Source organism: Agathobaculum sp. (assembly GCF_034098985.1).
Taxonomy (GTDB): Bacteria; Bacillota; Clostridia; order Oscillospirales; family Butyricicoccaceae; genus Agathobaculum.
On sequence record NZ_JAXEOA010000029.1, the window covers coordinates 12,603 to 33,254 of the forward strand.

At 58.0% G+C, this 20,652-nt stretch carries 20 protein-coding genes and 1 pseudogene; 8 read left to right on the forward strand and 13 right to left on the reverse strand.

Going from position 1 to position 20,652, the window contains the following annotated elements; translation table 11 throughout:
* Nucleotides 1-11: 11 nt before the first annotated feature.
* Nucleotides 12-1,616: a DEAD/DEAH box helicase gene (locus tag SO058_RS10105; RefSeq protein WP_320842875.1), complete on the reverse strand. Its 1,605-nt coding sequence runs from the start codon at nt 1,614-1,616 to the stop codon at nt 12-14.
* Nucleotides 1,617-1,737: 121 nt separating this feature from the next.
* Between SO058_RS10105 and SO058_RS10110 the strand changes: the two genes are divergently transcribed.
* On the forward strand, nt 1,738-2,577 hold the full coding sequence (locus SO058_RS10110; protein ID WP_320842876.1) for a putative manganese transporter: 840 nt from the start codon (nt 1,738-1,740) through the stop codon (nt 2,575-2,577).
* A gap of 70 nt (nt 2,578-2,647) precedes the next feature.
* Here the strand turns inward: SO058_RS10110 and SO058_RS10115 are convergent, their stop codons facing one another.
* The 3 genes from SO058_RS10115 to SO058_RS10125 form a co-directional block, all read right to left on the reverse strand.
* Complete coding sequence (locus SO058_RS10115; RefSeq protein ID WP_320842877.1) at nt 2,648-3,256, reverse strand: CpXC domain-containing protein; 609 nt, start codon at nt 3,254-3,256, stop codon at nt 2,648-2,650.
* A gap of 92 nt (nt 3,257-3,348) precedes the next feature.
* On the reverse strand, nt 3,349-3,705 hold the full coding sequence (locus SO058_RS10120; protein ID WP_320842878.1) for a DUF2752 domain-containing protein: 357 nt from the start codon (nt 3,703-3,705) through the stop codon (nt 3,349-3,351).
* Nucleotides 3,705-5,309 carry an ABC-F family ATP-binding cassette domain-containing protein gene (locus SO058_RS10125; RefSeq protein WP_320842879.1) on the reverse strand — a complete coding sequence of 535 codons (1,605 nt, stop codon included), beginning with the start codon at nt 5,307-5,309 and terminating at the stop codon, nt 3,705-3,707. Before SO058_RS10125 ends, SO058_RS10120 begins: the two co-directional genes overlap by 1 nt.
* Before the next feature lie 177 nt (nt 5,310-5,486).
* Between SO058_RS10125 and SO058_RS10130 the strand changes: the two genes are divergently transcribed.
* Genes SO058_RS10130 through SO058_RS10145 form a run of 4 tightly spaced genes read left to right on the forward strand, consistent with a single transcriptional unit; the run spans nt 5,487 to nt 7,896 of the window.
* Complete coding sequence (locus SO058_RS10130; protein ID WP_320842880.1) at nt 5,487-6,008, forward strand: nitroreductase family protein; 522 nt, start codon at nt 5,487-5,489, stop codon at nt 6,006-6,008.
* A 19-nt stretch (nt 6,009-6,027) separates the two neighbouring features.
* Entirely contained in the window at nt 6,028-6,744 is a 717-nt protein-coding gene (locus SO058_RS10135; RefSeq protein WP_320842881.1) for an NAD-dependent protein deacylase, read from the forward strand.
* Complete coding sequence (locus SO058_RS10140) at nt 6,741-7,625, forward strand: SPL family radical SAM protein (RefSeq protein ID WP_320842882.1); 885 nt, start codon at nt 6,741-6,743, stop codon at nt 7,623-7,625. Before SO058_RS10135 ends, SO058_RS10140 begins: the two co-directional genes overlap by 4 nt.
* A gap of 58 nt (nt 7,626-7,683) precedes the next feature.
* A complete protein-coding gene (locus tag SO058_RS10145) occupies nt 7,684-7,896 on the forward strand; it encodes a DUF378 domain-containing protein (protein WP_320842894.1) in 213 nt (70 codons plus the stop codon).
* 56 nt (nt 7,897-7,952) lie between these two features.
* On the opposite strand, the gene SO058_RS10150 is transcribed toward SO058_RS10145, so the two are convergent.
* The 9 genes from SO058_RS10150 to SO058_RS10190 all read right to left on the reverse strand — a co-directional run bounded on the left by SO058_RS10150 (nt 7,953) and on the right by SO058_RS10190 (nt 16,740).
* Nucleotides 7,953-9,020 (reverse strand): carbohydrate kinase family protein, encoded by a 1,068-nt coding sequence (locus SO058_RS10150; protein WP_320842883.1) that lies wholly within the window; start codon nt 9,018-9,020, stop codon nt 7,953-7,955.
* Nucleotides 9,017-9,739 carry a glucosamine-6-phosphate deaminase gene (locus SO058_RS10155; protein ID WP_320842884.1) on the reverse strand — a complete coding sequence of 241 codons (723 nt, stop codon included), beginning with the start codon at nt 9,737-9,739 and terminating at the stop codon, nt 9,017-9,019. The genes SO058_RS10150 and SO058_RS10155 overlap by 4 nt, the downstream gene beginning before the upstream one ends.
* Before the next feature lie 14 nt (nt 9,740-9,753).
* A complete protein-coding gene (locus SO058_RS10160; protein WP_320842885.1) occupies nt 9,754-10,653 on the reverse strand; it encodes a sugar phosphate isomerase/epimerase family protein in 900 nt (299 codons plus the stop codon).
* A 10-nt stretch (nt 10,654-10,663) separates the two neighbouring features.
* Entirely contained in the window at nt 10,664-11,752 is a 1,089-nt protein-coding gene (locus SO058_RS10165; RefSeq protein WP_320842886.1) for a Gfo/Idh/MocA family protein, read from the reverse strand.
* The gene (locus tag SO058_RS10170; RefSeq protein ID WP_320842887.1) at nt 11,749-12,432 is read right to left on the reverse strand and encodes a DUF624 domain-containing protein; all 684 of its coding nucleotides are present in this window, start codon (nt 12,430-12,432) and stop codon (nt 11,749-11,751) included. The genes SO058_RS10165 and SO058_RS10170 overlap by 4 nt, the downstream gene beginning before the upstream one ends.
* 22 nt (nt 12,433-12,454) lie before the next feature.
* Nucleotides 12,455-13,567 carry an ABC transporter ATP-binding protein gene (locus SO058_RS10175; RefSeq protein WP_320842888.1) on the reverse strand — a complete coding sequence of 371 codons (1,113 nt, stop codon included), beginning with the start codon at nt 13,565-13,567 and terminating at the stop codon, nt 12,455-12,457.
* Between the two features lie 15 nt (nt 13,568-13,582).
* Nucleotides 13,583-14,428 (reverse strand): carbohydrate ABC transporter permease, encoded by an 846-nt coding sequence (locus SO058_RS10180; RefSeq protein WP_320842889.1) that lies wholly within the window; start codon nt 14,426-14,428, stop codon nt 13,583-13,585.
* 13 nt (nt 14,429-14,441) lie between these two features.
* A complete protein-coding gene (locus tag SO058_RS10185; protein WP_320842890.1) occupies nt 14,442-15,314 on the reverse strand; it encodes a carbohydrate ABC transporter permease in 873 nt (290 codons plus the stop codon).
* A gap of 100 nt (nt 15,315-15,414) precedes the next feature.
* Nucleotides 15,415-16,740: an ABC transporter substrate-binding protein gene (locus tag SO058_RS10190; RefSeq protein ID WP_320842891.1), complete on the reverse strand. Its 1,326-nt coding sequence runs from the start codon at nt 16,738-16,740 to the stop codon at nt 15,415-15,417.
* Nucleotides 16,741-17,034: 294 nt separating this feature from the next.
* Here SO058_RS10190 and SO058_RS10195 point away from each other — a divergent pair, with 294 nt between their 5' ends.
* The 3 genes and pseudogenes from SO058_RS10195 to SO058_RS10205 all read left to right on the forward strand — a co-directional run.
* On the forward strand, nt 17,035-18,798 hold the full coding sequence (locus SO058_RS10195; RefSeq protein ID WP_320842892.1) for a sensor histidine kinase: 1,764 nt from the start codon (nt 17,035-17,037) through the stop codon (nt 18,796-18,798).
* A complete protein-coding gene (locus SO058_RS10200) occupies nt 18,776-20,350 on the forward strand; it encodes a response regulator transcription factor (RefSeq protein WP_320842893.1) in 1,575 nt (524 codons plus the stop codon). The genes SO058_RS10195 and SO058_RS10200 overlap by 23 nt, the downstream gene beginning before the upstream one ends.
* A gap of 4 nt (nt 20,351-20,354) precedes the next feature.
* Nucleotides 20,355-20,652 (forward strand): annotated as a pseudogene (locus SO058_RS10205) (helix-turn-helix domain-containing protein); the annotation flags it as partial.

The following is a 20,652-nucleotide window of genomic DNA, read 5'->3' on the forward strand; positions in this document are numbered from 1 at the left end:
TCTCCTTTTTCTTATTTCTGCACGGTGCGCCGTCCGCGGCGCGGACGGGGCGCTGTTTTCCGAGGCTCCGCTGCCGCAGCAGACGGCGAAGCCGCCTGTCCCCGCGCGGCGAGCGCGGCGGCAACCTTTTTCCGGATGCGCTCGGCGGCCTGCGCGGAAATCGCGTCCGCGCGGGCAGGGGTATGCGCGTCTACCCGCGGTTCATTTTTCTCAAAACGGGCATAGGGGTCGCGTCCGCGTCGATTCCGCGGTGCGGCTGCCGCGCGGGTACGGCGCGGCGCGGCAGCTTTTGCGCGCTGCTCGTCTTTCCCCTCCGCCTGCACGGCCGCCTTGCGGCGCGGCTGGGCGGGCTTTGTCTCGCTCTGGCGCTTTTTCTGCGCTTTCTCACGCGCGGCGTCTGCCGCAACCTCTTCGGCGGTCGCTTTTTCGGAATGTGAGTTGCGGCGCGTGCGCGTATTCGCAGTCCGGCGCGGCGCTTGCTCCGTTTCCTTTTCCTCGTGCGGTACCTCGCCCGCGACCGGGATCTTGCGCCCGATAAGCCGCTCGATATCGGCCAGATAGGGGCGTTCGGAGCGGTCGCAGAACGACACGGCCTCGCCTTCCTGCCCAGCGCGGCCAGTGCGGCCGATACGGTGCACATAGGTTTCCGGGATGTTGGGCAGTTCAAAGTTGATCACCAGCGGCAATTCGTTGATGTCAATGCCCCGCGCCGCGATATCGGTCGCGACGAGCGCGGCGATCTTGCATGCCTTAAAATCGGCGAGCGCGGTCTGGCGCTGGTTCTGCGATTTGTCGCCGTGGATAGCGCGCGCCTTGATGCCCACGCGGTTCAAATCACGCGCGACTCGGTCCGCACCGTGCTTGGTGCGCGTAAACACCAGCGTCTGCGCAACGTTCCTTTGACGGATGACCTCGCTCAGCAGTTCCCGCTTTTCCGCGCGCTCGACAAAATACAGCTTCTGGTCAATCTTGTCGACCGGCTTGGCCGACGGGGTGATCGCGATACGCGCCGGGTTATGCAGCAGGCTGTCCGCCAGCGACGCGATTTCTTTCGGGATGGTCGCAGAGAACAGCAGCGTCTGCCGCTTTTCCGGGATAAACTTGATGATGCGCTTGACATCCGGGAAAAAGCCCATGTCCAGCATACGGTCGGCCTCGTCGAGCACAAAAAACTCGACATTATCGAGCTTGATATGCCCCTGCCCCATCAGGTCCCATAGGCGGCCCGGGGTCGCAATCAGGATGTCCGCGCCGTTTCGCAGCGCTTCGACCTGCGGTACCTGCGACACGCCGCCGAAAATGACCGCGGCCTGGCGGCTGGTATAGCGCGCGTACTGGCAGACGTTTTCGTAAATTTGCAGGGCGAGCTCGCGCGTCGGCGTCAGGATGAGCGCGCGCACGGTATTTTTCGCGCCCGGATGGGCGGATAGATGCTGGATGATCGGCACGGAGAACGCGCAGGTCTTGCCAGTACCCGTCTGCGCGCAGCCGAGCAGGTCCATGCCGTTCAGCACAGGCGGGATCGCTTTTTCCTGGATGGGCGTGGGCTGTTCATAGCCCGCCTCGGCGAGGGCTTTCAAAATGTTTTTCTCAATTCCAAGTTCACTGAATTTCATGTTGTTTCTTTCATATCCTTTACTTGATAATCACAATGCAAATTCGCTTGCTCATTTGCACCGGTTTATGGTATACTAAAAAGTACCTGTTTATGGCTTCCGATTAATTGAGGTGACGCACTTGCTCGAAGTTTTGACCGAATCGCTCGTCGATATTGCGAAAACGCTGCCGCTGCTGCTGCTCGTTTACGCTCTGCTTTATTATATCGAAAACCGGCTGACCAATACCCCCGCCCTGCTTTCGCGAGCAGCGCGGTTCGGCCCGGTCGTCGGCGCGCTGGCCGGCACGGTGCCGCAATGCGGCTTTTCCGCGGCTGCCGCCGCGCTCTTTTCCGCCGGCTATCTCGCCCCGGCGACGCTCGTGGCCGTGTTCCTCGCCACATCGGATGAGGCCGTTCCCGTGCTGCTTGCGGGCGGTGCGGGCGTTTCCCGGGTCGTCTGGCTGCTGGTGGTCAAATTCGCGCTCGCAGTCCTCGGCGGATACGCGCTGCGGTGGACTGTGTTCCGCGCGCATAAGCCCTTATCCGATGAGCCACTCGAGATCGAGATGGACGACTGCTCATGCTGCGGCGGTGCATCGCCGGCTGCCACCGTGCTCTGGCGCACGGTCAAGACCGCGCTGTTCCTGTTCGCCGTCATGCTCGCGCTCAACATTGGCATTGCATGGATCGGAGAAGCGCGCCTGTCCGCCCTGCTGCTGGCCGACAGCATGTGGCAGCCGCTCCTGTGCGCGGTGTTGGGACTGGTGCCGAGCTGTGCGATGAGCGTACTGCTTTCCGAGCTGTTTTTAAGCGGCACCATCAGCTTCGGCGCGCTCGTCGCCGGGCTGTCGACCGGCGCTGGCTTCGGCTATATCGTGCTGTTCGGCGAGAAAGAGGGCCGCCGCCGCGCACTCCCGGTCATCGCGGCGACATTCGTCATCGCAGTCATCGGCGGCACCCTGCTTCAACTGTTCGCCTGACGTTTCATCCTGAACGCAGAGAGGCATCCTGCCATCCGGCAGGGCGCTTTTCTCCGTTCAGGATATTTTTTTAAATTTCGCGCAGCAGTTCGAGCGCCTGCGCCGCCCACTCGAGATCGATGCGTACAAAATCGCCCGATTGTGTGAACAGCCGCTCCTCCACGTCCCGCGCGAGCTTTCGATAGGCCGCGCCCGGCATGGCGGCGTATTGCTCCGCCCCGTCCGAAAGCACAGCAACAAAACGGAAATCACCCGTCCGCGGGTCAAACTCGTGAAACAGAATCTCGACCACATCGAGGTCATGCTTGAGCTGCATAAAAAGAAGCAGCTTCATCAGCTCGACCGCGCGGTCGTCCAATCCCAGCTCGAGCACGCTGATCTTTTCGCGAAACGCGTTGAGACTGTCCACGATACGAAGCTTATAGCCCGCCAGCGGGTCGAATTCGGCGCGCGGCGCGGTCTCTTCCTCCGGCCACAGCCAGACCATGAACTGGTTTGACATATCATGGTAGAGGCACGGCTGCACGGCGAGCACAGTCTCGCCGCAATTGGGGCATTCGGTGCGGAAGCACGACAGGTCCTGCACCTTTTGCCGCAGCTCGGGCGTGCGGTCGATATTGATATGGTCAAGCGGCTTTACCTCATTCTCGGCCTGGCAGTGCGGACATGTGACGATCATGCCGTCCCTCTCTTTCTGTCATTTCGCTCATACTTCGTTAGTATACACAAAATCTTGTTGTTTCGCAAGGGTATCTGCCACAAATTCGCGCGTCAGCCCAGCAAGACCGGGTCGCGCAGAAGCAAGCGCGCGACCCAAATGACGATCCACAGCGCGATCACGCCCCACAGCAGCGCCCGCTCGCGCGCCTTGCTGCCGAGAAGCGGCTTTTTGCCAAACAGCACAAACAAAACGGTTGGCGGCAGCACATACACCATCGGATGCAAGCGAAACGCGCCTGCAAAATCCCCGCGCACGAGTGCCGCGGCCGCGCGTGACAGACCGCACCCCGGACAGCCGACGCCGGTCACCCGCTGCACTGGGCAGCCCCAGCCCGCGACCGCGGCCGACGTATAGACGGCCGCGATGAGCACCAGCAGCACCGCAAGGCCCTTAAAGCCTTTCTTCATCAGCCGTTATAAGTTTCGCGGAACTCCAAAAATTCATCGTAGGAGCATTCTTTGTCAAGCACGCCCTGCTCACGGATCTCGATGATGCGGGTCGCGATGGTATTGACAAACTCATGGTCATGCGAGGCGAAGAGCACCGTCCCCTTGAAATCGCGTACGCCGTTGTTGACCGCGGTGATGGATTCCAGGTCGAGGTGGTTGGTCGGCTGGTCGACCACCAGCACGTTCGAGCCGAACAGCATCATACGCGCGAGCATCAGGCGCACCTTTTCGCCGCCCGACAGCACGCGGACGGGTTTATACACATCGTCGCCCGAGAACAGCATCCGGCCGAGAAAGCCGCGAAGCGTCGATTCAAGCGTATCCGTGCGGGAATAGGGCGCGAGCCAATCAAGCATATTTTCCTCGTGGCCGTCAAAAAAAGCATTGTTATCCTTGGGGAAATAACTCTGCGAGGTCGTCGTGCCCCACTTGAAGCTACCTTCATCGGGTTTCATTTCGCCCATCAGGATCTGGAACAGCGTGGTCATCGCCTGCTCATTATCCGAAATAAAGGCGATCTTATCATCACGGCGAACGATGAACGACACGTTGTCAAGCACTTTTTCGCCGTCGATCGTCTTGGAAATGCCGCGCACCTCCAAAATGTCCTTGCCGGCCTCGCGGTCCGCGTCAAACGCGACCCACGGATAGCGGCGCGAGGACGCTGGAAGCTCCTCGACGGTCAGCTTGTCAATCAGCTTGCGGCGGCTGGTCGCCTGCCGGGCTTTTGATTTGTTCGCTGAAAAGCGCTGGATAAAGCTTTGCAACTCCTTGATCTTGTCCTCGTTTTTCTTGTTTTGATCCTTGATCATGCGCTGCACAAGCTGCGAGGACTCATACCAGAATTCATAGTTGCCCACATACAGCTTGATCTTTCCAAAGTCGATATCGACGATATGCGTGCAGACGTTATTGAGAAAATGGCGGTCGTGCGAGACCACGAGCACGGTGCCCGGGAAATCGGCAAGAAAATCCTCCAGCCAGCGCACAGCCTGGATATCGAGGTGGTTGGTCGGCTCGTCCATGAGCAAAATGTCAGGCTTGCCGAACAGCGCGCGCGCCAAAAGCACCTTGACCTTTTCCACGTCGCCCAGCGTTTTCATCTCGCTGTATACGATCGCGTCCGCGTCCAGCCCCAGGCCGTTCAAAAGCTGGCCGGCTTCGGTCTCGGCATCCCAGCCGTCCATCTCCGCGAACTCGGCTTCGAGTTCGGCGGCCTTGTTGCCGTCCTCTTCGGTAAAGGGGTCTTTCATGTAGAGCGCGTCTTTCTCGCGCATCACTTCCAAAAGGCGCGGATTGCCGCCAAGCACGGTATTGAGCACGGTTTCGTCGTTAAATTCAAAATGATCCTGCTTTAACACACTCATGCGCGTTTTAGGCGCGACCGCCACCGTACCGGTCGACGAATCGAGATCTCCCGACAGGATACGCAAAAAGGTCGATTTGCCCGCGCCGTTCGCGCCGATAACACCATAGCAGTTGCCCTCGGTGAATTTCAGGTTTACATCCTTAAACAGCGGCTCGCCGCTGAAGTTTAAGCTGAGTTCGGATACTGTAATCATAGCTGTTAAATTGCCTCCGTCTGTCATTGTTCAAATCTGTTTCAGTATACCACATGCGCCGCCTTTTTCACAGTTAATTTATAGGTTTTTCGCGATTTTTGTGCACCCTGTATTGAAAACTCGCCGCCGTGGGGCTATACTATATTTAATCTATCCGTTTCCAAAGGAGGCTAAACAATGTCTGAACTGATGAACGTGATCAAAGCGCGCCGATCGACCCGCGCGTTTAAGCCCGAGCTGCCGCCCAAGGACCAGGTGATGCAGCTTGTCGAGGCAGCCGAATGGGCGCCCTCCGGCATGGGCAAATTCCTGTGGCATTTCACGGTCGTTTACAGCGCCGAAAAATCCTACGCACTCGCCCGTGCAGTGGCTGAGGCCGACAACCGCGGCCCGGATTACAACTTCTACGGCGCGCCCGTGCAGGTCATCATTTCCTACAAGAGGGACGAGCATCATGCATTTGTCGACGGCGCGGCCGCGATGGAAAACCTGCTGCTGATGGCGACCGGGCTCGGCCTCGGCACGTGCTGGATCAACCAGCTGCGCGAATGCTGCGACGATGCCAAGGTGCGCGCACTGCTCACCGAATACGGCGTGCCTGAAGACCATATTGTCGTTTGCTCCGCGGCGGTCGGCTATACTGCCAAGGAAACGCCGGCAAAGCCCCGCAAGGAAGGCGTCGTTTCGTTCACCGAATGACAAAAGGAGGCGTCCCCCTATGGATGCGCAAATTGCGAAACTCAAGGAATGGATCGACGGCAGCGATAATATTGTCTTTTTCGGCGGCGCTGGCGTGTCGACCGAAAGCGGCATCCCGGATTTCCGCTCGGTAGACGGATTGTACAACCAGCAGTACAAATACCCGCCGGAGACCATTTTAAGCCACACTTTTTTCATGGCGCAGACCGAAGAATTTTACCGCTTCTATCGTGCTAAAATGCTCGCGCTTGACGCCGAGCCCAACGCCGCGCACAAAAAACTGGCAGAATGGGAGCAACAGGGCAAATGCCGCGCGGTCGTCACCCAGAATATCGACGGACTGCACCAGAAAGCCGGCTCCCGCGAGGTGCTTGAGCTGCACGGTTCGGTATTGCGCAACTACTGTATGCGCTGCCGCAAGCCCTACGATGTCCGGGATATCGCCGCGGGACAGGGCGTTCCCCAATGCTCCTGCGGCGGCACCATCAAGCCCGATGTAGTGCTCTATGAGGAGAGTCTCGACGAATATACGCTGCAAAAGAGCCTCGAATACATCCAAGGGGCTGATATCCTCATCATCGGCGGCACGTCGCTCGCGGTTTACCCTGCCGCAAGCCTCATCAACTACTACCGCGGAACCAAGCTTGTGCTCATCAACAAATCTGAAACGCCCGCCGACCGGCGCGCCGACCTCGTCCTCCACGAGTCTATCGGCAAGGTCTTTTCCCAGCTGTGACCCCCCGTGAGATCACCTGCGCGGCAGCATTCCGCCGCGTCAGCGGACGGTTTCCATACCATTGGGATCTAAACCCCTACCGCGGCTGCGCGCACCGGTGCCAATACTGCTTCGCGGTCTATTCCCACCGCTATCTCGATTCTAGTGCGTTTTATGATGAGATCTTTGTCAAAACCAACATCGTCGAGCAGCTGGAACGCCAGCTTTCGCGCCCCGACTGGCCGAGCGAGGTGGTCAACATCGGCGGCGTGACCGACAGCTATCAGCCGCTTGAAGCCACCTACCGGCTGATGCCCGACATCCTGCGGCTTTTCATTAAATATCAGACGCCGTGCATTATTTCCACCAAATCCGATTTGATCCTGCGTGATTTTGACCTGATCGACGAGCTCAGCCGCATCACTTTTGTCAATATCGCGTCGACCGTCACGACGGTCGATGAACGCGTGCGGCAAAGGCTGGAGCCCGGCGGTGTGCCGTCCCAAAGGCGGCTTGCCATGCTGAAAGCGTTTTCCAAGACCAACTGCGCCACCGGTATGCATGCCATGCCGATCGTCCCCTATCTGACCGATTCGCCCGAAAATTTGGAAGGGCTGTGTGCTGGGGCTTCGGACGCGCACGTCGACTACCTGCTGACCGGCGCCATGTATCTGCGCGGCAACACACGAAACGTGTTTTTTGATTTTATAAAACGCGATTATCCCACACTGTATGCCCCGCTTTCGGCGCTTTACCGGAAAGGTGCGCTGGACAAAACCTACAAAGCGCAGCTTTATCAGACGGTCGGCAGACTCCGCGCGAAATACGGGCTGACCGGCAACTATCAGGCCATTATGAAAGCCAAGCTGCCGCAGGCGCCCGAACAATTGTCTTTGTTCTGATTTTTTTGTATGCTTTCCCTTTTTGCGGTCATACTAAACCGCAAAGGAGGGTTTCATGATGATCGTTGATAAAATCGCTTTGATCCTCGCCATCGTCGGCGGCCTGAACTGGGGCAGCATCGGCTTGTTCGGATTCGACTTCGTTGCCGCGCTCTGCGGCGGTCCGGCCAGCGTGATCAGCCGCATTGTCTACGGCCTCGTCGGTCTGGCCGCAATCTGGTGCATTTCGCTGCTCTTCCGGGACAACCGCGTTGAGCGCCACGCATCGTAACCACAAAAACCCGCCTGAACAAATTCAGGCGGGTTTGCTTTTTATCCAAAAATGAGTCAGGATAGGGCTTTTATATGGCCGAGTAATTCATCTAGGGTTGGGTTATAGCCTTGTGAAATGTAGAAATGCGCGAAAGCGTTCGCCACCGTCAGCCGATCACTGTCGGGCAGGCCCATGACCGCGGCAAAGCAGGAGGCGGCGTTGAAGTTATCGCCTGCGCCGGTCGATATCTTTGGCTGCTCGACAAAATGCGTCGGCTGGTGCGTCTCGCCGCGCGGCGTACACAGCAGGCTGTCGCGCACGGTATGGACGAGCACCTCGTCAATGCCGTACCGCGCGCGGACAGCGCGCGCGATCTCCCCAGTATCTGTTACACCGTCCAGCACGCGCGCGGACACGGTGAGCGCTTCATTTTCGTTCAGGCTGAGGATGGCCGTCCGCTTTTCGGCAAACCCGCCGATCAAGTTCAGCACGGCGTCGATCTGCCCGTCGGTCTTGCGGGAGACGTCGCACAGGTCGAAAAAGGCAAAGCGGGTCTTGTCCGCATCGTCCAACGCGTCCAACGTATGCTCCCACAAGCCGTGTGAAAACGACAGTTCGCTCCAATTGACCAGCGCGAGCAAATCGGCTTTTTGGAACAGCGCGGGCGCGTCCCCGCCGGTCGCATCGAGCACCAGCTCCCATGCATCGCGCGGCAGTGCGCAGTCGGCCGCGAGCAGCACCTTGCCGTCCCGGAACTCCATACAAGTCGACTGTCCGGACGGCGCGTAGGGGTACAGCGTGCACGGCATCCGGCGAAACGGCTCTTCCGCCGCGCCGTCCCCCAGCATACCGATGCAGGCAACGTCCAGCCCGAGCCCTCCCGCTCCGCGCGACAGGTATGGCAGATTCCCGCCGAGCTGCCGCGCTTCGACCTGCAGTTCGACCGAGCAGCTTTTTTCCGCCTTGCCGATCAAAAATTCGCCAAATTCCCGGATGGTGTCAAACGGCAGCGCGGGCGCGTCCGCCGCCGCGGCCTGCTTGAGCGGGCGCACGATCGTATCCGTAAACCCGTCGAAACCGACGACGATGCGTTTTCCGGCGATCTCCTCCCGCCGTCCGGCAAGGCTGTCCAGCGTGCTCACAGTCGCGCCGCGGCCGCCTCGTCGACCACGACGTAGCAATTGGGATGGTTTTGCAGCACCGACGCGGGCACGCGGTTTGTCACCTCGCCGCGAAGCGCTTTTTCAAGAATTTCCGCCTTATGCGCTCCGTTCGCGATCAAAATGACCTTCTTGGCCGCCATGATCTGCGCGATGCCCTGCGAAATACCGTATTCCGGATGGAACTTCTCTCCAAAATACTTGGTCATCACGGTTTTCGTCGTTTCGGAAAGCGGGATGATGTGCGCGTTGAGAGAAAAATCCACGCCGTCCTCGTTAAAGCCCAGATGGCCGTTCATGCCGATGCCAAGCACGGACACGTCGAGCGGGCCGTACTGCGCGATGTAGGCATCGAGCGCCTTGCGTTCGGTTTCGATGTCCGCCGCTGCCCCATTTAAGATGTGCGTGTCCAGAAACGGCTTTTGCAGCCGGCCGAGCAGTTCCGTGCGGTTAAAGAGACCGCACGAGCCCTCGTCCTTATCCGATAGGCCGACCCATTCGTCAAGCGATACATAGCGCGCCTTAGAGATATCGACCTCGCCTGTGTTGACCATATCGGCAAACGCGTGCACCATACCGAGCGGCGTATCGCCGCCCGGGAAGCTGACGAGCGCCGACGGGTTTTCATGGATGCTTTCGGCCGCGAGCGACGCGGCTTTCCGGCTCATTTCCTCATAGTCCTTGCAAATCGTCAAAATCATTTGCGTTTTCCCCTTTATTCGATGATATGGATATCGCGTAGGTAGTTCAGGTTGCGCTTGGCCGAAGCGAACGCCTGCGCGGTCGTCGCGCGCGGCATGTCGGACTCGACGACCGCGATCCCGGAAAAGCCGATGTCGTCCATTGCCTTTTTGATTTCGGCAAAATCGATGATGCCGTCGGGCAGGTCGCACATGACGTTAATATCGAACGCGGTATCCGAATCGATGTGCTCCTCCATCACCTTTTGATAGACCGCTCCGTCCACCTGCTTAAAGTGCAGGTAGGCGATCCGGTCGGCAAAGCGGCGCATGAAATTGGGCGCGGATGGGTCGCCGGGCTTGCCGTTTCCATTGTCATAGGCGTGGTGCCCGGTGTCGAAGCAAAGATTGAGGCCGGTAAAATCCATCAGGCGGATGATCTCGTCCTCATACTCGATCATGGTTTTGATATGCGGGTGGTACACGACCTCAATACCGAATTCGTTTTGGGTGTATTCTCCCATATCGCGGATTCTTGTTAGGAACGCGTTCCAAACGTCAGAACCCATATCCCGCTTCTTTTCGCTGTATAGGCCGACGTCGGATTCGTCCATCGTCACAAGGTATTTCGCACCGAGCGCGGTCAAACGCTTGCATAGCGCTTCGACGCGCGGACGGAAATCCGCAAACGACGCGCCGGTGTCAAATTGGTAGCACGCCGTACCCGCGCAGACCTCCAAAGAGCGCTTTTGCAGTTCTTCGCGAAGCTTGCCCTCATCGGTCGGCAGATAGCCATCCGGCCCAAGCTCGAGCGCCTTGTAGCCCGCCTCGGCGGCCTGATCGAGAAACACCTCGTACGGCGTGCCCGAGGGTGTGCCGTCAGCATACCACACGCCCCACGAGCACGGCGCGGTGGCGATCTTAACATTGCTCATTGCTTTTCCCTCACTTCTTCTGTTCCGCCATCACGCGGATGATCTCCTGAAACAGCTCAAGGTCGGCCACAGCGTCTTCCAGATTGGTCTTGGGCTGGCGGCCGTTTGTAATGCAGTCGTAAAACAGGTTTAGCTCGGTGTGGAACGCGTCGTGGAAATCGGGACCGTAGACAGTCGTCTTAGTGTCGTCGTCGTTTGATTCGGTGACCTCGACACGCGCGGGCTGATAGCGAAGATACGGCGTTTCGTATTTGACCAGTACCTTGCGGGTCTTCTGGAAGACTTCGATGGCCGCGTCAAATTGGACGATGTTCTGGTTGTTGACCAGCTCATAGGTGCCAAGGAATCCGTCCTCAAACTCCATGACGACGACGACCTGCTCGCCGCCGCAGGCGGTCGTAACCGAGTGGATCTTCTTCGGCACGCCGAACAGCTCGCGCACCGCCGCAAAGGAATGGCAGCCGAGACCGGTCATCATTTGATAGGTCGTGCGCATCTCATCGGTCGCGTCCGCACCGATCGCGCGGTCGAGGTGCGCGCGGCGGCGCGCGCCGCCCTCGCGGATGACCTCGGTGGGAACGTCGCTCGGGTAAAAGATCGGGCGCGTCTGCCCGATAAAGAACGGCGCTTCGAGAATGATATCGCGAAAACGCAGGTATTCGGTCTTCATAGGCTTTTCAGAAAGAATCTCCTTTGCCTTGAGGAACGGGCCTGCGTAGCGGCGCATGTAGCCGACCATCACGACCTGATCCGGATACTGCTTCTTCAGCTCGATCAGTTCTTTCAGCTCGTCCAGGCACAGTGTGACCGGCTTTTCCACGAACACATGCTTGCCCGCTTTGAGCGCGCGCGCGGCGTATTCGCCGTGATACTGGTCGGGCGACAGGATCAAAACCGCCTCGATATCGGCCTTTTCGATCAACTCGGCTGCGTCCAGATAGCTCTCCTTGATATGGTATTTCTTCTGGATGAATTCCACCAGCGAGGGGGCGACGTCCGAAACCGCCTTCACCTCATATTTTTCACACAGATCCTGCAAGATCGGTAGATGCATGCACTGGGAAACCTCGCCCAAGCCGATAACGCCAACTTTAATCATATATTTTCTCCTCCATTGTTATTTCCACGGATAATGAGCCGCTTGATGTCCGACCAGGCCGCGAAGCTCATGACAAAGCTCGAAAGCCCGAATGGGATAAACAGCACCAGCGGCAGCGAAAGCGGGAACAGCCAGAAGCTCAGGACGCCCAGCAGCGCGCCGACGGCGAGCGCGGGCAGGCTGTGATGCAGGCAGGCAAGCGGCAAAATCAGCGCGTTTTTTAAAAGCGCCTTTACGGGCAGGTCGACCGCGACCGCCATCGGCCACAGATAGCCGAAAAACAGCCCACAGAACACCGCTCCCATCAGCACGGCCGCCAGCGCGGCGACACTGCCGCCCGCGAGCCGCGAGCCGGTCAGCAGCAGGCCTACGCAGAACAGTTCGGCCAGTCCGAACAGGGTGTTTCTCTTCCAGTCCTGCGTAAGCTGCCGGCGAAAATCGTACCAGACGTCGTTCGGCCGGTCGCGCACCATGTTCACCGTGCATTTGGACAACGCGGCGCGCGCCATGCCAAAGGTGACGAGCGGCAGCGCGCACACGAGAAACAGCAGGTTCAGCCCCAGCACCTGCCAGAATTCGCGCCCGAGGATCTCGAAAAACAGTGCGAGTCCGGTTTTTGGCGGTGCGTCCTTCTCTATGCCCGGCCCCTCTTTCAGATAGCTCGGCCGAAACAGCGCCATGGCCGCTCTCCCCTTTCGTCAGTCAGTTGCAGATGACCCGCTCGGTCTCTTTATCAAACAGGTGCATCTTGTTGCGGTCCACCGCGAGACGCACGGTGTCTCCCGCGCGCGCCTGCACGCGGCTTGGCGCGCGGACGGTCATGGGCACGCCCGCCGTCTCGCCGTAAAGGTAGATCTCCGAGCCCATCAGCTCGGCCAGATCGACATTCATCTCAATCGTGCTTTCCTTGGACGCGTCCAAAAATGCGGGTTCGGTATGCAGATCCTCCGGACGCACGCCCAGCACGACCTGTTTGCCCGCATAAGCGGCCAGATCGTCCTCTGCTGCCTTGCCTTCGTGCAGCGGAATCGAATACGGGCCAAAGTCCACATGATATGCGCCGTTTTTCCGCGTCAGCACTGCGTCGATAAAATTCATCTGCGGCGAGCCGATAAACCCGGCGACAAACAGATTGCACGGGCTGTCGTACAAGTTCTGAGGCGTGTCCACCTGCTGGATCACGCCGTCCTTCATAACCACGATGCGGTCACCCATGGTCATGGCCTCGGTCTGGTCGTGCGTGACATAAACGAACGTCGTTTGTAACTTTTTGTGCAGCTTGGTGATCTCGGTGCGCATCTGGGTGCGCAGCTTGGCATCCAGATTGGACAGCGGCTCGTCCAGCAGGAATACGGCTGGGTCGCGCACCATCGCGCGCCCCAACGCGACACGCTGCCGTTGGCCGCCCGAAAGCGCCTTGGGCTTGCGGTTGAGCAAATGCTCGATATCGAGGATACGCGCGGCCTCATGTACCTTTTCGTCGATGATTTTCTTATCGACCTTGCGCAGCGAAAGCGCAAACGCCATGTTTTTATATACGGTCATATGCGGATAGAGCGCGTAGTTCTGGAACACCATTGCGATGTCGCGGTCTTTGGGCGGCACGTCGTTGACCACACGGTCTCCGATCTTCAGTTCGCCGCCCGTGATCTCCTCCAGACCCGCGATCATGCGCAGCGTGGTCGATTTGCCGCAGCCGGATGGTCCTACAAGGATGATAAATTCCTTATCCTCGATCTCCAGATTGAGGTTCTCGATGACCTTGACATCCCCGGGGTAGGTTTTATCGATATTTTTAAGCGTTATACTTGCCATCTTGCTTCTCCCTTCTCATTCCTTGACCGAACCGGCGGTCAGGCTGGACACGACCTGCTCCTGGAACACCGCGAACACAACGATCGATGGAATGACCGCGATGGTGACCGCGGCGAACATCGCCGTATAGTTGAAGCTGAACTGCGCGGTGAAATAGCTCAGCGACAGAGGCAGGGTGCGCGCTTCCTGTCCGCTGGTGAGCACCAGCGCGAACGTAAATTCGTTCCACGATTGCAGAAACGCCAGCACGGCCGCCGAGGTCAGCCCGCCCTTGGCGCACGGCATCATGATCTGGAAAAAGGTGCGCACAAAGCCCGCGCCGTCCACATAGGCGGCTTCCTCGAGCGCCCTTGGGATCGAGGAGAACGTCCCGCGCAGGATGAGCAGGCTCATCGGCAGGTTGAGCGCGGTGTACACCAGAATGAGGCCTGCCTTGGTATCATAGAGCCCGAGCGACTGGACGACGCTGTAAACCGGGTGCAGCAGCGCGGTCATCGGGATGACCATGGCGAGCGACAGGATGAAATACAGTACGTCCCGCCCCTTAAAGCGGCAGCGCGCGAACACATAGGCGGCCATGGCGAGAAACAGCACGTTGAGCGCGGTTGAGATGACCGTGATGATCACGCTGTGTCCAAAATAACTTAGGATCGGCGAAATGGTGAGCGCGTCCTTATAGCCGACAAAGCTAAAGTTTTTCGGAAGCGCTACGCCATTCGATAAAATTTCCGCGTTGGTCTTGAACGAAGACATGACGACCCAGATGATCGGGAACAGCGCGACAAACACGCACAGCGCGAGGAATATGTATTTGAGCGTGCACAAAACGCGCTCTTTTGCAGTCATTTGCTTGAATTTCACGTTTTGCGCCTCCTTAATAATCCTCTTCGTTGACCTTGAGGGCCTTGTTGATGACCGTCATCGCGACGATGCCGATGATGACGATAAACACGCCGATGGTGTTGGCGTATCCGTAGTTGTTTTCGGCCTTATACACGCCGTACAGCAGCAGCGGCAGGTTGGTGGTCGTTTTGCCCGGGCCGCCGTTGGTCGTGATGTAGATGAGGTCGAACATTTGGAGCATGTAGGTCGCCGCCATGACCATGGTCGTACCAATGATTTTTTTCAGCAGCGGCAGCACGACAAATAGGTCGGTCTGAAACGGCGTTGCGCCGTCGACGCGCGCGGCTTCGAGCACCGATTCGTCGATGGACAGCGCCTGCGCGAGTACGAGCGTGGTGGTATAACCCGCGAACAGCACCCAGATCAGCGTGACCGAGGGGAACGCCGTTGTCGAGTCCATCAGCCAGTTGTGCGTCAGGTGTTCCAGACCGACCGCCTTGAGCACCGAATTGACAACGCCAAACTGGGGATTGAAAATGTTGAGAAAGATCATGCCGATCGCGGCGTTGGATATGATGTTGGGGATCATATACGCGGTCCGGACGAATTTCCAGCCGCGCGGCTTTTTATATAGGATCAGCGCGATAAATGTGCCAAGCGCCACATGCACGATGCACTGGATGCCGATCCAGACGACCGTATTGGTCAGCGCCTTGAAGAAATCGGGATCGTGGAACAGCCGGATGTAGTTATCAAGGCCGATAAACGTCATGCTCTGCGCGGTCAGGCGGTAATCGAACAGCGAGGTGGCGAACACCATAATGAGCGGCACCGCGTAGATAAGCAGGAACAGCACAACCGCAGGCAGCAGGAACACCGGGATCCAGCCCTTTTTAATTTTCACGTACTTGTTCAGTCCTTTCCGTCAGCCAGCAAAAGGGACCCGGCGGAGCGTCTCCGCGGGGCCCCTTTCACCGTACTGTCTATCGGGGGAAGAAAAGAGATTACTGGTTCTTGGCGGCTGCGTCGGTCAGCGCTTGGCAGAAGCCCTTCGCGTCCAGCTCGCCCGAGTAGAGGCGCGGCAGCTCTTGGCTGACCACGTCCAGCAGGTTAGAAAACATCGTAGCCTGCATGTTGTCGGTACGGACGGTCGCGCCGGCAGCCTGGTCGAGGAACTCGACCAGCAGCGGGTATTTGCTCTTGGCTTCCGCGGAAACCTCTACGGTGGAGGAGGCAGGTACCATGCCCTGCATCTCCAGGCCGAGCTGCTGCGCGTGTGCCGAAGTGAAGAACTTGACCATCTCGATCGCGGCTTCCTGCACCTTGGGATCGTCCTGCTTGGTGACGAAGTAGCCCTGAATCGGCGCGTCATATACAAAGCTGTCCGGATAGATCGCGGAGCCGACCTTTTCAGCAAAATCCTCGGTGGTCTTGGAGGTGTCGGAGAAATCGCCGATCATCCATGGGCCATTGGCGATCATCGCCGCCTGGCCGGACATGAAGTTGTTGGCCGCATGCTCGTACTTGCCGCCGATGGCATCCAGCGTGGTATACTCCTTGAGCATTTTCTGGATCTTTTCGGCCGCCTCTTCCATGGCCGGGAAGTTGTAATCGGTCGGATTCATGGTCTGCATGAACTTGAGGCCCTCGTCGCCCGAGGTAGCGACCATCGCGCCCCACCAAAGCTGTGTGACCCACGCGGAATCCGCGGTGTCCATCGCCAAAGGTGTGATGCCCGCGGCCTTGAGCTTATCGCACTGTTGGAAGAACTCGTCCCAGGTCTTGGCGGGTTCCTGGATGCCAGCCTGCGCAAACAGGTCCTTGTTGTAGAAATAGCCGACGACCGAGCCTTCGACTGAGGACGCGTAGATCTTGCCGTCGCGGCTGTTGGTGGTCAGCGCAGCGTCAGAATACAGCGCTTTCCATTCGGGATCGGCGTTGACATACTCGGTCAGGTCGACGACCACGTCCTTGGCCAGAGCCAGATCGAGCAGGTTATAGCCCGCGCCGTAAACTACTGGCGGCAGGTCGCCCGTTCCGAGCTGCACCTTAATCTTATCCACATAATTCGCATCGCCCGGCACTTCTTCCAGTTTGATCTGGTATTTGCCGGCATACTGCTCGTTGAACTCCTCAACCAGCTTGGCAACGACCGGGGCCGCCGTATTCACGCCACACTGGAACGTCGGATAATTGATGGTGACAACGCCGTCGCCGCCGCTTGCCGCATTCGGGTCGGCGCCTCCCTGCTGGCCGCCTCCGCCGCAGCCAGTGAGCAGCGTTGCAGTCATAGCGCCTGCCAGAAGCAGTGCAGTCCATTTCTTGTTCATTCTCTGGGTCCTCCTCTTTCTCGAAGCGCCCCGGCATGGGCCGCTCCCCTGTTGTTGGCTCTATTATAGCGGACGTTCCCCTCCCTCACAATCGAACGAAGCGGACGAAACTGGGATTTTCCCGTTCGTTTAGTGATACGGCGAGCATCGGAATCCGTCTGTTTTTGAAAAAGCAGACTTTTCTTGCACTCTTACTGGTAAAATCTTGTTTTCTATCGCCATGCGTCCGGGTTTGGAACTTCCCTCACACGCATAAATATGGTACAGTAAGAAAGAGCAAAGGGGGTACGGAACATGAAAAAAAAGCTGTCGCTTAAGCTGATCGCGGCCGTGATGTGCTGCGCGCTCGTCATCGTGCCCGTGCTTTGCTCCATCATCTATTTCAGTACAACAGTCTCAGCGCGGCTGGAGACCACGGCGCGCGAAACCGTATCCTTTTATATGGACCAGTTCGCAGACCACAGCGGCTCGATCCTCGACACGCTGCGCAACAGCATCTACTATTTAATGAGCGACGACCGCACCCAAAGCATCATGCGGCGGGACGACATGCCCGACCAGCTCGAACGGCTTGCGGTTGAGGAGGGCCTCAGCCGGGCGTTTTTCGTCGGGGACAAGCTGGATCCGAGTGTGGTCACCGGCATATATCTGGTTAAGAACGGGCAGCAATACCTTTCAGTTCTACGCAGCGGCATTTTTCAGGGCACTGCCAACCGCATCCTGAACGTTTATGAGGAGTGCAGCGACATTAATTCGGCGCGCGACCTCTATACGCTGCCTGACCATCCGAATTATTGCTACTTTATTGTGGACTATCTCGACCTCGAAACAATGCGGACGCTTGGCAAGGTCATTATTGAACTCGACGTGGCGCACCTTGTCAATGCAAGCTATATCGACACGATGTACCAGCAGGCCGCCGTGCTGCTGCGCTCGACCGACGGGCGCGTGATCTCCGGACCCGAGGACGGAGCCTTTGCCGCGGTCGCACCCGACGCCGGAGAGGGTTATCTCGATATCGGCGCCAGATCTTATTATCATGCAAGCCGGTCGCTTGCTCCCAGCCATGTGCAGGTCGATATTTTTGTGCCCGAAAGCGAGATCTTTGAAACAACCAACCAGACGGTCAAGATCTATATCTTCTTCACCGCGGTCGTGCTGCTAATCACGTTGGCGATTGGCGTGTGCGTTCTCTATCTGGTCTATAAGCCGCTCAAGCAGATGCTGCAGCAGATCGACCGGCTGGCGACCGGAGACCTGACCGCGCGCATGGATGAGACACCCTACCGCGAGACCGAGCGCATGGCCGAGACCTTTAACGACATGGCTGACCGCCTCGAAGAGCTGTTCGACGAGGTTTATGAGAAGGGCCTGCTGCTGCGCGACGCGGAATTTAATCTGCTGGAATCGCAGATCCGACCGCACTTTATCTTTAATGTGCTCGAGCTCATTAATATGCGCTGTCTGGCCGCCGGGGAAAACGGCATTTGCCACACGGTATCCAATCTGGCACAGCTTCTGCGCGCCAATATTACGCACAAGCATGAGCAGACCATCGCGCTGCAGGAGGAGCTACGGTATGTACGCTATTACCTCGAGTTGCAAAAGGAACGTTTCGAGGATAAGCTGAATTACTCCATCGATCTGGAGGATCCAGCGATGCTCGCCTATTCCCTGCCCAAGCTTACCATCCAGCCCTTGGTCGAGAACAGCATCGTGCACGGGCTGGAAAATAAGCGCGGCGGCGGCACGGTGCGCATCAGCATCTGGGAAGAGGAAGACGAGGTCTGCATCCGCGTGTCGGATGACGGCATCGGCTTTGATCCCGTGCTTGTCAACCTCGATATTTCTGGAAGTGCGGACGAAAGCTCACGCCACAACCATGTGGCGCTGGCCAATATCAACCGCCGCATCCAACTGCTGTATGGACGCCAATATGGCATGCAGATACACTCGTCGCCCGGCGTGGGCACCGAGATCCTGCTCACTCTGCCCATCGATCACGGCACGAATACCACAGAAAGGAGCAAGCCCAATGCTGAAAGTGATGATTGTTGACAATGAAGCGGCGATCCGCAAAGGGCTGATCCACTGTATCCGGTGGGAGACGCTCGATTGCGCTGTCGCCGCGCAGGCCGAGGACGGTATCGACGCGCTCGAACAGGTGGCGCACATTACGCCCGATATCGTCATCAGCGACATCCGTATGCCCGGCATGGACGGGCTGGAACTGGCGCGCCGGCTAAGCGCAGAATATCCCCACATCAAGGTGATCATCCTGACTGGCTTCCCCGATTTTGAATATGCCCAGCGCGCCATAGAATACCGGGTGGTTGATTTCGTCTTAAAGCCCACCTCGGTGGACAGCCTGACAAAGGCCATTGAAAAAGCCAAAGCGCGCATTGCGGAGGAACGGTCGAGTCAAGAGCTGCAGCAGGCGCTTTTGAGCCAATCCGAGCAGACGCTCCGCCTGGAACGCGGCATGCTGCTGCACGATCTGATCCGGCAAGTTGACTTGTCCCATCTGTTCGTACTCAACCGTATGGCGCAGCTCGGCCTCGATTTGACCAGTTTCTACGTCCTTCGTCTCGACATTGCTCCCCTTGGCCCAGAGGATGACGAGTCTAACTTTTTGTCCTACCTGCGACAGTCGCAGGAGGTGCTCAGCGATTGTATGAGCGAATATCCGGTCCACTTTGTGCCGCGCGGCGACCAGATGTGCTACGCGGTCGTATGCGCGCCCGAATCGGCCGCGCTCGAGGGACTGTGCGCTGAGACGGTCGATATCATCGGCAGCCTGCCCCGTTTTTCCCTATCCATTGGCATCAGCTCCCACAGTACCGACCCGCTCGCCATGGCTGCGGCCGCTGAGCAGGCGGATCAGGCCGTGCAGTTCGCACAGTACGCACCGGACTGCCCTGTCATGCGTTTTGAACAGATGCCCGCCATTCCGCAGCAGGTGACCGAACGCATTTTCTCCGATCTCCGTCTACTCAAATCCGCGATTGAAAACAGAACCCGCCCCAAGGCGCTCGATATCCTGCGCCGCCTGTTTTCGTTTATGCGGGAAAACAAAGTGCCTGTTGAAACTGTGCGTAACATCTGCGTTTATATTCACCAGTTCTGCATCAGCCTGCTGTTTCTGCCTGATACCGAGGGCTATCTCTCCGAAAACAGCCTGCCCGCGCTCAAAAAGCTGATTGAAAGCGGCGCGCCCGAAACGCTGGAACAAAACATGCTGTCGTTCGTCGAGCAGATGCTCGACCGCACGGGCGGAGACACGGCCGATGCCGATGGGTTGATCCACACCGTAAAGGCTTATATCGCCCAGCATTATGCGGAGGATCTATCGCTTGAAAATCTAGCGGGACAGGTGTATCTCAGCCCAAGTTACCTCAGCAAGCTTTTCAAGCGCGAGGTCGGGGAAAACCTGAGCACCTACGTGCAAGGCGTGCGCATCGAGCAGGCGAAAACGCTGCTGCGTACCACCGGTCTCAAAACCTATGAGGTCGCCGAGCGCGTCGGCATTTCCGACCCTGTCTACTTTTCCCGCATTTTCAAAAAGCTGACCGGCGTCAAACCCAAGGACTTCCGGCGCGAGGAAATATGAATTTATGATAACAAAAAAAGACCTTCGAGCCTACCAACAAACCGACCGTATCTTGCTGCGCGAAGAGGATTTTGCTTATATTTTGCCACACTCTGCATTGCGCACATATATTTCAAATTACACGGTCACCTTTCCCAGCGAGAAGATCATTTCAAACCGCTATACTGTGATCCCGCATGGTAGCGCGACGCTGGTATGTTCGCAGGATAAAAGAGGGATCTGCGGCAGCCTGTTTGGTCCGGCCTCTAAAACCTGCATGGTCGGCGGGCTTGCCAACCAATCTGATATGCTTGTAATCATCG

Coding starts and splice junctions, on each gene's coding strand:
- SO058_RS10135 (WP_320842881.1), top strand. CDS start 6,028: ATGGATGCGCAAATTGCGAAACTCAAGGAATGGATCGACGGCAGCGAT.
- SO058_RS10190 (WP_320842891.1), bottom strand. CDS start 16,740: ATGAACAAGAAATGGACTGCACTGCTTCTGGCAGGCGCTATGACTGCA.
- SO058_RS10130 (WP_320842880.1), top strand. CDS start 5,487: ATGTCTGAACTGATGAACGTGATCAAAGCGCGCCGATCGACCCGCGCG.
- SO058_RS10195 (WP_320842892.1), top strand. CDS start 17,035: ATGAAAAAAAAGCTGTCGCTTAAGCTGATCGCGGCCGTGATGTGCTGC.
- SO058_RS10105 (WP_320842875.1), bottom strand. CDS start 1,616: ATGAAATTCAGTGAACTTGGAATTGAGAAAAACATTTTGAAAGCCCTC.
- SO058_RS10170 (WP_320842887.1), bottom strand. CDS start 12,432: ATGGCGCTGTTTCGGCCGAGCTATCTGAAAGAGGGGCCGGGCATAGAG.
- SO058_RS10145 (WP_320842894.1), top strand. CDS start 7,684: ATGATCGTTGATAAAATCGCTTTGATCCTCGCCATCGTCGGCGGCCTG.
- SO058_RS10200 (WP_320842893.1), top strand. CDS start 18,776: ATGCTGAAAGTGATGATTGTTGACAATGAAGCGGCGATCCGCAAAGGG.
- SO058_RS10155 (WP_320842884.1), bottom strand. CDS start 9,739: ATGATTTTGACGATTTGCAAGGACTATGAGGAAATGAGCCGGAAAGCC.
- SO058_RS10165 (WP_320842886.1), bottom strand. CDS start 11,752: ATGATTAAAGTTGGCGTTATCGGCTTGGGCGAGGTTTCCCAGTGCATG.
- SO058_RS10120 (WP_320842878.1), bottom strand. CDS start 3,705: ATGAAGAAAGGCTTTAAGGGCCTTGCGGTGCTGCTGGTGCTCATCGCG.
- SO058_RS10160 (WP_320842885.1), bottom strand. CDS start 10,653: ATGAGCAATGTTAAGATCGCCACCGCGCCGTGCTCGTGGGGCGTGTGG.
- SO058_RS10115 (WP_320842877.1), bottom strand. CDS start 3,256: ATGATCGTCACATGTCCGCACTGCCAGGCCGAGAATGAGGTAAAGCCG.
- SO058_RS10175 (WP_320842888.1), bottom strand. CDS start 13,567: ATGGCAAGTATAACGCTTAAAAATATCGATAAAACCTACCCCGGGGAT.
- SO058_RS10125 (WP_320842879.1), bottom strand. CDS start 5,309: ATGATTACAGTATCCGAACTCAGCTTAAACTTCAGCGGCGAGCCGCTG.